Below are 13934 nucleotides of genomic sequence, written 5' to 3'. Positions count from 1 at the left end.
GCCGTATTATATTAATTATTATTATTTAAATCTCCGTAAGCTTCTAAAATGCGTTTCACCAATTTGTGACGTACAACATCGCTACCGGTTAAGTATACGATGTCTATCCCTTTGATACCATCCAAGATTTTGATGGCTGTCGCCAATCCTGATTGGTTCTTCTTTGGCAAATCTATTTGTGTCAAATCACCCGTTACAATAAACTTAGCTGTAGGTCCCATACGTGTCAAAAACATTTTCAACTGCATATCGGTAGCATTCTGAGCTTCATCTAAAATCACGAAACAATTGTCCAATGTTCGGCCACGCATAAATGCTAATGGCGCCACTTCAATAGTTCTGTTTTCTAGATAGCCTTTCAGTTTTTCAGCAGGAATCATATCATCCAAGGCATCGTATAAAGGTCTCAAATAAGGGTCAACCTTTTCCTTCAAGTCCCCTGGTAAAAAACCAAGATTTTCTCCAGCCTCTACAGCTGGACGAGTCAGGATAATACGCTTTATTTCTTTGTTGCGTAAGGCACGTACAGCTAGCGCAACAGCTGTATAAGTCTTTCCAGTACCAGCAGGGCCAATAGCAAATAAGATATCATTCTTAATAATACTATCCACCATTTTGCGTTGATTTGGTGTGCGGGCACGAACAATTAGACCATTTGGTCCATAAACAATAGGTTCGCCTTTTAATACTGAAGACGCATCTGATTTCTCCTTTTCGGCACTAGACGCAGACGATAAAGGTATCCCTAACAATTCTTCCAACTGAATAAGTTCCAAATTGTTAAATTTTGAAACATGATCTACAATATTAGTAAAAATTGATTCAAAAACTTTTTGCTCAGACTCTTCACCCAAAACTTTGAGTTCTGAACCTCTAGCAATCAATTTTAATTTTGGAAATCTCTGTTTTACAGCTTCAAAATTTTCATTGTCAGCCCCCCAAAGAGAAGCCAGATTAACACCTTCTAAATTAATTATTAACTCACTCAAATTATTAAATTTTTAGTATAGAAGTTTCGAAGTATTAGTCATCATTTTCACTACTGTGAATAGAATGGTTTCATCTTACCTAACAAAAATACAAACTAATATTCTGACTCTCACCAATTCTAAAAAATATTCATTATTTTACCTTTATTAAAGGGATTAACATGGGTAGTTTTTATACCTTTGTAATCAATTTTTGAAAATATTAAGGAATTTTAAGGAGCGTCAATCTTACGCACTAACAAAATAATGAGTGTAATAACATTAACAACAGATCTTGGGTACCGTGATTTTTATCAAGCGGCGCTTAAAGGAAGCATCATTTCATTGCTTCCCGATGTGAGGTTGATTGATATCACCCATGAAATACCTTCTTTTAATATTCAGAATGCAGCTTTTGTAATTCAAAATGCCTATCATTATTTCCCTAAGAATACTGTTCATCTTATAGGAATTGATACTGTTTTCCAAGAAGGCAGTAGATATATTGCCATGAAGCACAATGGTCACTATTTCGTAGGTGCTGACAATGGTATTTTTAGCATTATTTTAGGCGAGCATACTGCCGAAGAATTGCACGAAATAGAAATAATGCAAGATTTACGATTCTTGCACTTTCCCTTAGCAGATATCTTGGTAAAAGCTGCTTGTCATATTGCTTCTGGCAAAGATATAGCTGAGCTCGGCTCTAAAATTGAGTCACCTTTACAAAAAGTAACTCTATTGCCAATTATAGAAGGCAATATCATCAAAGGGCATGTTTCATACATCGATTCTTTTGGTAATGTGATAAGTAATATCAGCAAAGATTTATTTAACCAAGTACAAAAGGGTCGTAACTTTATCCTGCACTTCAAACGTAATGAAACCATTAACAAAATGAGTTGGCATTATAATGAGGTGTCCGAAGGCGAAAAACTTTGTCTATTTGGAATTTCTAATTACTTGGAAATTGCTATCAACAAAGGAAATGCTAGTACACTTTTGGGGCTTCATCCCGACGAAACCATCATGGTGGAGTTTACAGCTTAATTAAAACCCAAAACCCAACATAATGGACAACCTGTGCAAATGGTATTTACTATCCGTAAAATTATCATAACCCTGCAATGGAGATGAATCCATTTCGTCTTGTATAGGTGTTCCAATTGACCACAAAGAATTGTAATACCGCTTCTCGGCAAATCCTTGATATTTATATCCAAATGATAGCGTAATAAACTCTTGTCTACGTTTTGTATTAAACACAACACCAATTTGAGGCGAGGCAAGCATTCCACCTTTATGGGTGGTTTTTTCAAATTCCGTTTGTTGCTCTTTATTTAGCATGCCCATCCCGTATCCTAGGTCTAATGCCGCAAATAAAGAACTTGACTTTTCAGAATTGAGAACATATTTTCCTTGAACAAAAAGTGGCAATATTTTGAAAGCCTTGCCATCTACTTCGTTCATCATATATTTCTCGTATCCAGTACCCAACCCAACATACAAGTCAGGCAAAACTTTCTTGCTATGTATACCTCTAAATGAAAAGCCTAATTCTTTAGTGGCTACTCCATACGTCAGAAGACCTCCCTCAATAAGTGTAGTCTGCTTTTTATCTTGAGCATTGGCAGCATGCAAACTGAGCGCTAGAAAAAAGCACAGCAAAATTTCCTTCATACTAATCGTGAGTGGAATTAACAGATATGCAACTTAATAATCTCAACTTCGACTTATTAGCATAATCGTATTGGCAAACACCATTTTCACCTATAACAATAAGAGATTTCGGCCCTGGGATTACATCTGTACTATGCAAATCCTTTAGATGCTCTAATTGTAAATCGCCAACTTTTGTCACATCCTTCGCATCGAAACTTTTAAATCCAAATTTTCCTTCGCAGATATACAATACATCGGTTGCTAATCCTAAGCCATGCGGGTTTTGCATTTGAAAAGTCTTTAATAATTTAGGATTTTTTAAATCCTTAATATCGACAATTTCCAACACATTGACCACTCCAGCGCAGGCCGCACCAGTACGTAAAGTCACAAAAGCATAATCATCATTCACGACCACGGGATCACAAGCGCGCAAATGGGAGTACACAGATTCTTGTTTGGGTTCTGCAGCACTATCTATATTATAAATGAACATTCCTGAATTGGATCCAATAAATAGGTTATTTTTATATGGAAAAATCGTCTCAATTCCCCAACCCAACGTGATATTTTTCTTGAAAGAAGGTTTGGTTTTATCTGATACATCAAACAGATTAAGGGATGAATTATCTACGGTATAAAGATGATCATTAGCTAAAGTAAATCGAGCCATCGAGCCTCCTTGTCCATACGAGCCAACTCCAGATCCAGCATCATAATTCACCATTTCAAAGTTATGTTTGATATGAGGATTGTATTTATAAAAATCTTCCCTATTCAAAACTGTATCCACATATTCCACAGCCACATTTGACATAGTCTTGGTTTCAATATCGTAGTAATATAATTGCTTAAAAACATCCTCTATGCGATTCAATAATGTTGGCTTATCAGGATGTGACAAATCAAAAGTGAGCAAGTCAACGAAACTATCTGCATAAAGAACATTATCCTTTACAGCCATATCTACGTTACCAGGTATATTCAAAAATGATATCGGCTTTGGGGTTGCGGGATTACTATTATTATAAATATGTATACCTTTTAAAGGTTCATTGATAAATAAATAATCTTTAAAAATATAAATCTTACCACTTTCCGTTAACGGTTTGGGAGCGACAGTGGTAAGTGATTTAGCCCGAATATCAGCCATTTTCTCTAATACAGGTAGACTTACCTTGTAATAGGTATTTCGCTCTACTTTATCACATCCAGACAGACAGCCTATTGCCAAGCCAAGAAATAAAAAAGATTTTATTAAATTCATAATTTGGTTGTTTAGTATGCACATAGAACGTAAAGGCGCTTTTATTGCTACAATAAAAAAGAAAAAAATTAAACTTAATCAGCATCCAACAGTCATATACCTCAGTCAAACCGTAACACGTAACAAATGAAAAACTGGCTATTCGCACTATTCTTTTTTTTGAGTTCAACTCCTACTTTATTTGCGCAAACACCCTTAGATTCTTCATCTAATTTTGAAGATCAACGTCAAAAGGTAAATAATTTGCTCAATGCACGTGCAAAGAAATTTGGAGAATATGACTCTTCATTGCAACAAAAAACTGGAATTTTTGGATTATTCAAATCCAAAGGAGATATGCAGAAATCCATTGACATTCTTAAACAGATAGTCATTACAGACAATAACATCTTCGTCGAAACGAGAAAACTATTAGACCTGAAGGACAGTGAAAAAGAACGTTATGAGCTTTTAGCTTCTGAATATGACCAACAAGTTACTGCCTACATGAAAACCATTTCTAAGTTGCAAGCTGAGAATGATAAATTGCGTGAGGCAATTAAAAAATTGGAAGAGGAAGATCACAGCTGTAGCACCTATATTTATCTTTTTAGCATAGTGATTATTGGCTTGATTGCAGCTCTAATATACCAATACAAGCTCTTGAAATCAAAAAATGTGACGAAAGTCTGATAGCTTCATTGGGGAATATATGTACATTTGTCGCCATTAAACAAGCGTTGAGTGAATAATAATGGCTAGACAAAGACTGAATAGTGGCAATACCCAAGCTGAAGAACTACCAAAACCAAAGATTAACAAAGAACTTGTAAAAAAAGCTTTAGAAATATTTAGATATCTCAAGCCTTATAAATTCAAGTTTATCATTGGGATGGTATTTTTGGTACTATCTAGCTTAACGATGTTGACATTCCCAGCACTTTTGGGTGCTATGATCGATGCGGCACAAGGTAAGCAAACGTACCCTTGGCTTGAACCAAGTATTTTGTATATCGGCTCTCTATCTATCAGCATATTATTATTTCAATCAATTACATCTTTTTTTCGTATCAGACTTTTTGTCGAAATTGCCGAAAAAGCATTAGCTAATATCCGTCGCGACTCATATCGTAAATTAATCACTCTTCCTGTTGATTTTTTTGCTAATCGTCGTGTGGGTGAATTGAATAGTAGATTATCTGCGGATTTATCACAGATTCAAGATACGCTAACCACAACATTAGCTGAAATAATCAGGCAAACATTAAGTTTAATAATTGGTGTTTTATTATTGGTCTGGGTTTCCCCAAAGTTAGCCTTAATGAATTTGAGCATTCTACCAATATTGGTCGTTACAGCACTATTCTTTGGTAGATTCATACGCAATCTTTCTCGTCAGACACAAGATCAATTAGCAGATTCAAACAGCATTGTTCAAGAAACGCTATTAGGCATATCTAACGTAAAGGCCTTTGTAAACGAATATTACGAATCTCAACGCTACGGTCAAAAATTAGATAACGTAGTCAAGCTGGCCATTAAAGGAGCTACATTTAGGGGCTTGTTCGCTTCTTTTATCATCTTTTGCATATTCGGCGCTATCATAGCCGTTATATGGTATGGTGCTACTTTGGTTTCTACTGGCGAAATAACTGTTGGAGATTTAACAACATACATTCTATATTCTATGTTTGTTGCTGGCTCTATGGGTAGTTTTCCAGAATTGTACGCCGGTATTCAAAAAGCATTAGGCGCTTGCGAAAGAGTTATCGAAATTTTGAATGAAAAAACTGAAGACATTGTTGTCGATAAAAGCAATAAAGAAATTAGCAAACCAATTAAAGGTAAATTGACTTTTTCTTCGGTAAAATTTGCTTATCCATCTCGACCTGACTTAAATATTTTACAAGATATCTCCTTTACAGCTAATGCTGGTGAGAAAATTGCCATAGTAGGTCCGAGTGGCGCAGGTAAATCGACAATAGCATCATTGATTCTACAATTCTATAATCCTTCAGAGGGTCAAATTTTATATGATGATCAGCCATCATCACACTACTCATTAACGGACATTCGTAATCAGGTAGCTATCGTTCCACAAGATGTATTACTCTTCGGCGGTACTATTCGTGAAAATATAAACTATGGCCGTTTGGACGCTGCACCAAATGAAATCATCGAGGCCGCTAAACGTGCTAATGCACATGAATTCATCATGAGTTTTCCAGAAGGATATGATACTGTTGTTGGCGAAAGAGGCGTTAAACTATCAGGTGGACAAAGACAACGCATTGCAATCGCAAGAGCTCTACTAAAGGATCCTTCGATTTTAATTTTGGATGAAGCAACCTCAGCGTTAGATTCTGAGTCTGAAAGATTGGTTCAAGAAGCTTTAGAAGAACTTATGAAAAATAGAACTTCTATTATTATCGCGCACAGACTCTCTACAATCAAAAATGCAGATAATATTGTCGTTGTTGAAAATGGGCATGTTGTTGAATTCGGTAATCACGAACAACTATTGTCAAAAGGCTCAGGACTTTATCATCATTTGTACAGCTTACAGTCAGCACAACGCATTGTTGAAAGTTAAATTTTGTTAATCCTATTTTATAAAAACTTTTTGGAATGATGGTTGTTCTATAAAAACACTAAACGAGTAGTTAAATTTATATACAATCAAAAAATTCAAATATTATGAAAAATAAAAACGGATTAGTAGCATTTGCATTATTAGGACTTGCTGTAGGTACTGCTGCTTATTATTTATTAGCTACAGAAGATGGTAAAAAAACATTAGACAAAGCAAATTGTGGGATAAAAGATTTAACAAAATCAATCAAAGAATTATCTAAAAAAGAATCTAAAAAAGCATCTAAACTTGCTGCAAGCGCGAAAGAAGAGTTAGAAAACTTAAAAGCAAAAGCAAAAGACGCAGGTAAAAATGTATTAGATAAAGTATCAGACAAAGCTTCTACTTGGGCGAATAAGGCTTCTGATGCTGCGCATGGCGTGGCAAATAAAGCAGAAGATATTGCTGATAAAGCTAAATCAGATATTTCAAACGCTTAATCAGGTAATACATTCAATAGACGAATTTCAAATTATGTGTATCTTTGCATCACATGAGTCTTTTGAAAGAAGTCAAAACTTTAGTCCATAAAGATCTTATCTTAGAATGGCGATCAAAGCATGCTATAAATAGCATATTTCTATATGTAGTATCTACAGTTTTCGTTTGTTATCAAGCATTCAAAACTGTAGATAATACGTTAATGTGGAATGCTCTTTTTTGGATTATTCTACTTTTTGCTTCCATCAATGCAATTAGTCGATCTTTTGTACAAGAAAGTCAATATAGACAATTGTATTACTATTCCATTACTGGACCAAAATCAATAATTCTTTCCAAAATTATATATAACACCATTTTGATGGTGTTTCTTTCGATTATTGCCTATTTCACGTATTCTGTCATCTTCAAAAATCCTGTGGGAGACACTTTATTATATTTTGTTGCGGTATTACTTGGTAGTATCAGCTTTGCTACTGTGTTTACTATGGTATCAGGAATCAGCTCAAAAACAGGCAATAACAGTACGATAATGGCTATATTAGCATTCCCAGTTATTATCCCGTTATTAATTGTACTCATTAAGCTTTCCAATAATGCTTTACAAGGTTTAGACAGAGGGATCAGCTATGGCGAAATTGGCGTTTTACTTGCAATTAATATTATAACTATTACAATTTCTTTATTGTTATTTCCTTACCTTTGGAGGGATTAAATTTATACTAAGAATGAGAAAAAATTGGTGGAAAATCCTAGCTGCGTGTATGGTCAGTGCGTCGGTAGTAGCGGGATTAATTGGACCTGTTCCAGAACTTCATATTCTTAATGAAACCATTCGCAATGTGTATTTTCACGTACCGATGTGGTTTACTATGCTTATATTATATCTTATATCTGTAATATATAGCATCAAATATCTCAACACAAATGATATGAGACATGATGTTATGGCTGTGGAAGCCGTAAATGTTGGTATTGTTTTTTGTGGATTTGGTTTGTTGACAGGTATGCTGTGGGCTAACATCACATGGGGTGAGCCATGGCCTAATGATCCAAAGTTAAATGGTTCCGCTATTGCGACGTTAATGTATTTGGCATATTTAGTATTGCGTAATGCATTAGAAGAAGAACAAAAAAGAGCCAAAATATCCGCAGTATACAACATCTTTGCATTCCCTATTATGGTCGTCTTGTTGTATATTTTGCCTAAATTGACAGATTCGCTACATCCAGGAAGCGGCGGAAACTCTACTTTTGGGGATTTAGACATGGACAACTATATGCGTCCGGTATTTTATACAGCTGTCATAGGATGGATACTGACCGGTATTTGGGTATGTACAATCCGTTACAGAGTTCGTTTATTAGAAAATAAAGCAAATAAAATTCAATAGATATTGTAATGAAAAAAATTAGCCTTTTATTGGCATTTATGCTATTCTCAATCTGTTCTACATTTGCTCAAAATGATGTAGAAATGGCTACGGGATTGAGAAGTTCAGGAAAAATTTGGGTAGTCGTGGGTGTTATTCTGACTATTGTTATTGGAATGTATGCATTTTTATTTACTATTGACAGAAAAGTAAAAAAATTGGAAGACAAATAGTCTTTCAATTTTTCTATTTATAAATATGATTATCAATCAACACAGAAAGTTTACTCCACTCAACATCTTTTATGTATGCTTGATTGGCACTTTATTGTGTTTGGGCGCGTTTCTCCATCTACCAGAGGACCTTAAGCCTTTCTTCTTAGAACCGGCAGTTGATAATCTCCTGAATATTGAGTTTGGAAAAAACCTCCAACCTCAATCCAATGTATTATTCACGTTGGTACTTACACTCCTACAAGCATTTCTTCTTAACAAGATAATTAATCATTTCAACTTTTTAGGCAAACCAACATTCCTTACTTCACTGATTTTCATGACATTAGTGAGTTTATTTCTTCCATTTTTAGTGTTGTCTCCAACTTTAATTTGCAATTTCATCACCATTTGGATGATGAGTAAATTATTCAATATATATAAACAAGCTGATGTCAAAACTCTAATGTTTGATTTGGGAATGATTGTGGCGTTAGGAAGTTTGATTTATTTCCCTTTTATTGTTATGCTATTTCTATTATGGATTGCATTAATCATATTTAGACCATTTATTTGGCGAGAATGGGTTACACCTATCTTGGGGTTTGGTGTAATTTATTTTTTGATAGGGGTTGTATATTATTGGATAGATCGATTCGAGGAATTTTTAGAAATATTCAAGCCCTTCACCAATCCTTTACCAATAGGATTAGAGGCTGACTATCATGACTACTTTGCAGCAATTCCAATCGGAATTGCATTATTATTGTTTCTTTTGGTGTTAAAAGATCAATATTTCAGAAGCATTGTACATATTCGTAAGTCATTTCAATTATTGTTTTACATGCTTTTGTTAATCATCGGTTCGTTTTATCTGAGCAGACAGATTACGATTAATCATTTTTTATTGTGCGCACCTCCATTAGCAATATATTTGGCCTATTATTTTGCGTATGCTAAGATTAAATGGCTATATGAAAGTGTTTATGTGGTTATAATTGCGACAATAATCTATTTTCAATTCATGTAAATTATTAATATCTAAATGATTAACCTTTTTTAACAAAATAGACTAAGGTATTCATTTAAAAATAAATAGTTTTGTATCCAATAAAAGTTAGTATTATTATTGACCTAACAGTATAAAAGAGCAATCCGTTTTCGGATTTTATTAAATATATGCATAGACAATCAAACATATTGAGTGCAAAAAAAGCGTTAAAAGTTATGTTCGGAACGGCATTGATGCTGACGGCAACACATACTTTCGCTCAAGAAACGACTTCTCACTCACCCTATTCAAAATTTGGAATTGGGCAGACGCGCGAAGATTTATTACCACAAACTAGATCAATGGGAGGGATCTCCACTGCTGTGAGGTATCAAGCAGGTTTACCAATATTGAATATTGCTAACCCAGCAAGTTATTCTGGACTGAACAGAACAATTTTAGAGGCTGGACTTTATGGCAACATGACCCAATTGACAAAAGGTAGCGCACAAGATAATACCGCCGATTTTGCATTTTCACATTTTGGTTTTGGTTTTGCAGTAGCACGTAATCATGGTGTTGCTTTTGGATTAACGCCCTATTCCGATGTTGGATACAATATTACTGAAATGCGTACTATGGGCACTATTACCACTCGCCAATCCAAAGAAGGCGAAGGCGGTTTAAATAAGGCTTTTGTTGGCTATGGCTTCTCTCCTTTCAAAGGTTTAAGTATTGGTGGTAATGCAGGTTTCCTTTTTGGTGAGCTAAAAGATAATCTAACAGTTACTTTTCCCTATGATTTCAACTCATTAAATGCTAGAAGCCAAACAACTAGATTAGTGAGAGGCTTAATCGTTGATTATGGAGCGCAATACTCATTTCCTGTCAGCAGAAAACACAATATTACTCTAGGGTATTCAGGCTCATTGAATAACACGGTAAAAGAAAAAACATCCCAACTAATAACACGCACACAGCCATCCTCGGAGCTAGATTTCGAGAATGTGGCTTTGGACTCTCTACCTCAAACAGGAGAGCGTACACGTAATATAAATCTTCCAATGAAACACAGTGTTGGTATTACGGTTTCAAAAGGATATGATTGGATGATTGGTGCTGATTTCAAATATGCAGATTGGACAGAATACCAAACTCGTGCAGGTGAAGCCCCGCTTGGTAAAAACTATGGGGTAGCTCTTGGTGGACAATGGAAACCTGACGCAAGTTCAAATAAGTATTGGAATATAGTGGATTACCGCTTAGGTATGCGTTATAACCAAGGACACATTACCGCCAACAATACACGTATTGATGATATGGCCGTGACTTTAGGATTTGGACTCCCATTACCCGAGACGAACTTTGGAAGTACATCATCCAGAATTAACATTTCAGCAGAATTGGGTCAACAAGGTACTCTAAAAAACAATTTAGTACGTGAGCGTTATATAAACATCAATATAGGATTCAACATCAATGACCTTTGGTTCCGTAGAAGAAGTTATGATTAGTAAACTATTCCTAAAGAATTTGACATCCCTATTTGCTTTTTGCGCAATAGGGATTTTCCTATTTACAGCTTGTGAGAATGAAATGAAGGATATCAATGCAATTGAAAATATCCAACAGGAAGAAGCCGTAGATTTGTACAAGGATGTCAAAATAATTTATAGTGATTCTGCTGTCGTAAAAGCACAATTGACTGGTCCTGAAATGAAAATCTACCATGATACGACGCAGGGCAAGAACAACAATTACGAATTCGAAAAGGGATTACAAATTATCTTTTATGATGCTGATGGTAAAGAAACACAACGTATACGTTCGGATTATGGTATACAACGTGCTAAGGAGGGAATAACAGAATTTAGAAAAAATGTTGTCATCAATATGGCTGATGGATCTGTAATCAAATCGGAAGAGATTTTTTACGATGAGAATCAAAAAATTTATTATAATTCTGTACCAATTACCATGGATTTCAAAGATGCGAGAGGTAGCTTGCAGGCGCTCTCATTCAAATCAGATACGGAATTCAAGAATATACAAGGAGAACAAATGACGGGATTTGTGATTCCTTCAAGTAGCAGTAATATTCCAAGTTTCGGTCAATAAAATTCTATAAAACAACAATCAGCAAAAGATGTTTTGAATTAGCATATATTTTATATGCTTTTTTTTTATAAAAATTGTATCTTGCGCCTTGTTTAAAAACAAAGTCAATTAAATAACTAAAGAACACATAAATACAAATAACGGAATATGGGATTAATGGGTAATTTGCGTAACCGTGCGGGATTAGTAATCTTCGTTATCGGTTTAGCAATTGTTGCATTCTTATTAGGTGATATTATTCAATCAGGAACTCCATTTTGGATGCAAAAACAGAATGAAGTAGGTAATATCAATGGTAATGGTATTGATTATCAGCAGTTCAATGCTATGGTTGATCAAACTTCTAATCAGTATCAACAACAAATGGGTGGTGCAGAAACTCCACAAATCAGAAACTTTGCTGTTCAACAAGTATGGAACCAATTGGTATCACAAGAATTGTTGAATGCTGAAATTGAAAAAGTAGGAATTACTTTAGGTAAAAAAGAATTAAATGATTTAATCTCTGGCCCTAACCCAGCTCAACAAATCATCCAAACTTTTACAAATCCTCAAACAGGTCAATTTGATAGAGCTTATTTGGCACAAGTAATTACAGAAGCTAAAAATAATCCACAGATAGCTCAACAATGGGAAGGAATGTTAGAACAAATTCGCTCACAAAGATTAGCAGAAAAATACTCTAACCTAGTCAGTTCTTCAGTTTATGTAACGGCATTGGAAGCACAAGATGAATATACTGCTAAAAACAAATTAGCTAATTTCAAATACGTTCTTTTGGATTATTCTTCAGTAAATGAAAGCGAAATCAAGTTAACAGATGCTGACTACAAAGAATACTACGAAAAAAACAAAAATTTATTCAAAAACGAAGAAGAAACTCGTTCTGTAGAATACATTTTAATTGATGCTAGACCTACTAAACAAGATTCAGCTTCGACATTGGCTTCTATTCAATCATTAAAACAAGAGTTGAGCACATCGGCAAATGATTCTTCTTTCGTAGCGATTAATTCAGAAAACAAAGCTCCAATTACTTATTACAAAAAAGGTCAATTGAGCCCTGCATTGGATTCAGTAGTTTTTAATGTACCAGTAGGCACAACTGTAGGACCTTACGCATCAAATGGCACGTATGAAATAGCAAAAGTATTGGATTCAAAATTCAGTGCCGACTCAGTAAAAGCTAGTCATATATTATTGAATGCAACAGCTGAAGGTGGTATTGACAAAGCTAAAGCTAAGGCTGACTCTATCAAAGGCTTATTAGCAAAAGGTGAGAAATTCGAAACTTTGGCTATCGAATTTAGCCAAGATCCAGGAAGTAAGAATAATGGCGGTGATTTAGGTACATTCACAAGAGGTCAAATGGTTGGCCCATTTGAGGAAGCTGCTTTCAACAACAAACCTGGAGATGTGGTTGTAGTAGAATCACAATTTGGTGTGCACGTATTGAAAATCGAAAAACATATCGGTAATTCTAAAATTGTAAAAGTAGCTGTTGTTGATAAAGCAATTGTTGCTGGTAAAGAAACTACTGATGCAGCTTATACTAAAGCAAATAACATCCTATCTGAAATAAACAGCAAAAACTTTGCTGATGTTGCTAAAAAGCATAATGCAAATATTGAAAAAGCAATTCGTCTACGCGCTATGGACAATACATTAAATGGTGTAGATATTCCTAGAGAGTTGGTAAGATGGGTATATGAATCCAAAGCTGGTGATGTCACAGATAAAATATTTGAAACTGATAATTACTTTATCCTTGCAAAAACAACTGGCGTAAGTCCTAAAGGCATACAGCCATTAGAAGAAATAAAGTCAGAAATTCAACTAGGCGTTACCAACCTTGTAAAAGCACGCATGCTGAAAGAAAAAATGAACAACGCATTAAACGGCGCTTCTAACATTGATCAAGTAGCTCAAAAATTAGGTAAAACAGCTGTTAATGTAGAAAACATTGTATTAGCTAACCCAGTAATTCCAGGAGTGTCTTTCGAAAGTGCAGTTATTGGAACAGTATTCGGTTTGCAACCGAACAAACCTTCGAAAAGTATTGAAGGCTCACAAGGTGTATATGCAGTACAAGTTTCGAGCTTTGTAAATCCTAAAGAAATGGTGGAGACTGAACGTAAAGCACAGCAAAAACAAATGTTGGCAACTAAACAACAACGCTCATGGGGTTCAATCTTCAAAGCCTTGATGGACAATGCTGATATTGATGACAATCGTATTAGATTTTATTAAGATATTATAATTATTTTTATAGCCGACCATCAAAGATGTTC

Annotated in this window: 14 protein-coding genes; 11 read left to right on the top strand and 3 right to left on the bottom strand. The window is 34.9% G+C overall.

Annotated features, from left to right (window positions below; all coding sequences use genetic code 11):
• Positions 1-11: 11 nt before the first annotated feature.
• A complete protein-coding gene (locus GOQ17_RS07430) occupies positions 12-989 on the bottom strand; it encodes a PhoH family protein (protein ID WP_159636671.1) in 978 nt (325 codons plus the stop codon).
• Positions 990-1235: 246 nt separating this feature from the next.
• Between GOQ17_RS07430 and GOQ17_RS07425 the strand changes: the two genes are divergently transcribed.
• Positions 1236-2018 carry an SAM hydrolase/SAM-dependent halogenase family protein gene (locus GOQ17_RS07425; protein WP_159636670.1) on the top strand — a complete coding sequence of 261 codons (783 nt, stop codon included), beginning with the start codon at positions 1236-1238 and terminating at the stop codon, positions 2016-2018.
• Here GOQ17_RS07425 and GOQ17_RS07420 read toward each other — a convergent pair whose 3' ends face one another.
• Both GOQ17_RS07420 and GOQ17_RS07415 read right to left on the bottom strand, forming a co-directional pair.
• Positions 2019-2648, bottom strand: a complete 630-nt coding sequence (locus GOQ17_RS07420) for a hypothetical protein (protein ID WP_159636669.1) — start codon at positions 2646-2648, stop codon at positions 2019-2021. It abuts the gene before it with no gap.
• A gap of 1 nt (position 2649) precedes the next feature.
• Complete coding sequence (locus GOQ17_RS07415; protein ID WP_201288575.1) at positions 2650-3897, bottom strand: LVIVD repeat-containing protein; 1248 nt, start codon at positions 3895-3897, stop codon at positions 2650-2652.
• A gap of 126 nt (positions 3898-4023) precedes the next feature.
• On the opposite strand from GOQ17_RS07415, the gene GOQ17_RS07410 reads away from it, so the two are divergent.
• The 10 genes from GOQ17_RS07410 (at position 4024) to GOQ17_RS07365 (ending at position 13893) form a co-directional block, all read left to right on the top strand.
• Entirely contained in the window at positions 4024-4569 is a 546-nt protein-coding gene (locus tag GOQ17_RS07410) for a hypothetical protein (RefSeq protein ID WP_159636666.1), read from the top strand.
• Between the two features lie 61 nt (positions 4570-4630).
• The gene (locus GOQ17_RS07405) at positions 4631-6469 is read left to right on the top strand and encodes an ABC transporter ATP-binding protein (RefSeq protein WP_159636665.1); all 1839 of its coding nucleotides are present in this window, start codon (positions 4631-4633) and stop codon (positions 6467-6469) included.
• Positions 6470-6573: 104 nt separating this feature from the next.
• A complete protein-coding gene (locus tag GOQ17_RS07400; RefSeq protein ID WP_159636664.1) occupies positions 6574-6948 on the top strand; it encodes a YtxH domain-containing protein in 375 nt (124 codons plus the stop codon).
• 53 nt (positions 6949-7001) lie between these two features.
• The gene (locus GOQ17_RS07395; RefSeq protein WP_159636663.1) at positions 7002-7664 is read left to right on the top strand and encodes a heme exporter protein CcmB; all 663 of its coding nucleotides are present in this window, start codon (positions 7002-7004) and stop codon (positions 7662-7664) included.
• Between the two features lie 13 nt (positions 7665-7677).
• Positions 7678-8343, top strand: coding sequence for a cytochrome c biogenesis protein (gene ccsA, locus GOQ17_RS07390; protein WP_159636662.1), 666 nt, complete (start codon positions 7678-7680; stop codon positions 8341-8343).
• A gap of 8 nt (positions 8344-8351) precedes the next feature.
• Positions 8352-8555, top strand: a complete 204-nt coding sequence (locus GOQ17_RS07385; RefSeq protein ID WP_159636661.1) for a CcmD family protein — start codon at positions 8352-8354, stop codon at positions 8553-8555.
• A 25-nt stretch (positions 8556-8580) separates the two neighbouring features.
• The gene (locus tag GOQ17_RS07380; protein WP_159636660.1) at positions 8581-9564 is read left to right on the top strand and encodes a DUF6427 family protein; all 984 of its coding nucleotides are present in this window, start codon (positions 8581-8583) and stop codon (positions 9562-9564) included.
• Between the two features lie 149 nt (positions 9565-9713).
• Complete coding sequence (gene bamG, locus GOQ17_RS07375; RefSeq protein ID WP_159636659.1) at positions 9714-11039, top strand: BamG family beta-barrel-assembly machinery protein; 1326 nt, start codon at positions 9714-9716, stop codon at positions 11037-11039.
• Positions 11032-11643, top strand: coding sequence for an LPS export ABC transporter periplasmic protein LptC (lptC, locus tag GOQ17_RS07370; RefSeq protein WP_159636658.1), 612 nt, complete (start codon positions 11032-11034; stop codon positions 11641-11643). The genes bamG and lptC overlap by 8 nt, the downstream gene beginning before the upstream one ends.
• 147 nt (positions 11644-11790) lie before the next feature.
• The gene (locus GOQ17_RS07365) at positions 11791-13893 is read left to right on the top strand and encodes a peptidylprolyl isomerase (RefSeq protein WP_159636657.1); all 2103 of its coding nucleotides are present in this window, start codon (positions 11791-11793) and stop codon (positions 13891-13893) included.
• Positions 13894-13934: the final 41 nt, after the last annotated feature.

It is taken from the genome of Sphingobacterium composti (assembly GCF_009829075.1).
GTDB classification, from domain to species: Bacteria; Bacteroidota; Bacteroidia; order Sphingobacteriales; family Sphingobacteriaceae; genus Sphingobacterium; species Sphingobacterium composti.
This window is presented reverse-complemented; position numbering and strand designations above follow the sequence as displayed.

Bases quoted from the DNA above. Each gene is read 5' to 3' on its own strand.
- GOQ17_RS07405 (WP_159636665.1), top strand. From the start codon at position 4,631: ATGGCTAGACAAAGACTGAATAGTGGCAATACCCAAGCTGAAGAACTA.
- bamG (WP_159636659.1), top strand. From the start codon at position 9,714: ATGCATAGACAATCAAACATATTGAGTGCAAAAAAAGCGTTAAAAGTT.
- GOQ17_RS07395 (WP_159636663.1), top strand. From the start codon at position 7,002: ATGAGTCTTTTGAAAGAAGTCAAAACTTTAGTCCATAAAGATCTTATC.
- lptC (WP_159636658.1), top strand. From the start codon at position 11,032: ATGATTAGTAAACTATTCCTAAAGAATTTGACATCCCTATTTGCTTTT.
- GOQ17_RS07425 (WP_159636670.1), top strand. From the start codon at position 1,236: ATGAGTGTAATAACATTAACAACAGATCTTGGGTACCGTGATTTTTAT.
- GOQ17_RS07415 (WP_201288575.1), bottom strand. From the start codon at position 3,897: ATGAATTTAATAAAATCTTTTTTATTTCTTGGCTTGGCAATAGGCTGT.
- GOQ17_RS07385 (WP_159636661.1), top strand. From the start codon at position 8,352: ATGAAAAAAATTAGCCTTTTATTGGCATTTATGCTATTCTCAATCTGT.
- GOQ17_RS07365 (WP_159636657.1), top strand. From the start codon at position 11,791: ATGGGATTAATGGGTAATTTGCGTAACCGTGCGGGATTAGTAATCTTC.
- GOQ17_RS07410 (WP_159636666.1), top strand. From the start codon at position 4,024: ATGAAAAACTGGCTATTCGCACTATTCTTTTTTTTGAGTTCAACTCCT.
- GOQ17_RS07400 (WP_159636664.1), top strand. From the start codon at position 6,574: ATGAAAAATAAAAACGGATTAGTAGCATTTGCATTATTAGGACTTGCT.
- GOQ17_RS07380 (WP_159636660.1), top strand. From the start codon at position 8,581: ATGATTATCAATCAACACAGAAAGTTTACTCCACTCAACATCTTTTAT.
- GOQ17_RS07420 (WP_159636669.1), bottom strand. From the start codon at position 2,648: ATGAAGGAAATTTTGCTGTGCTTTTTTCTAGCGCTCAGTTTGCATGCT.
- ccsA (WP_159636662.1), top strand. From the start codon at position 7,678: ATGAGAAAAAATTGGTGGAAAATCCTAGCTGCGTGTATGGTCAGTGCG.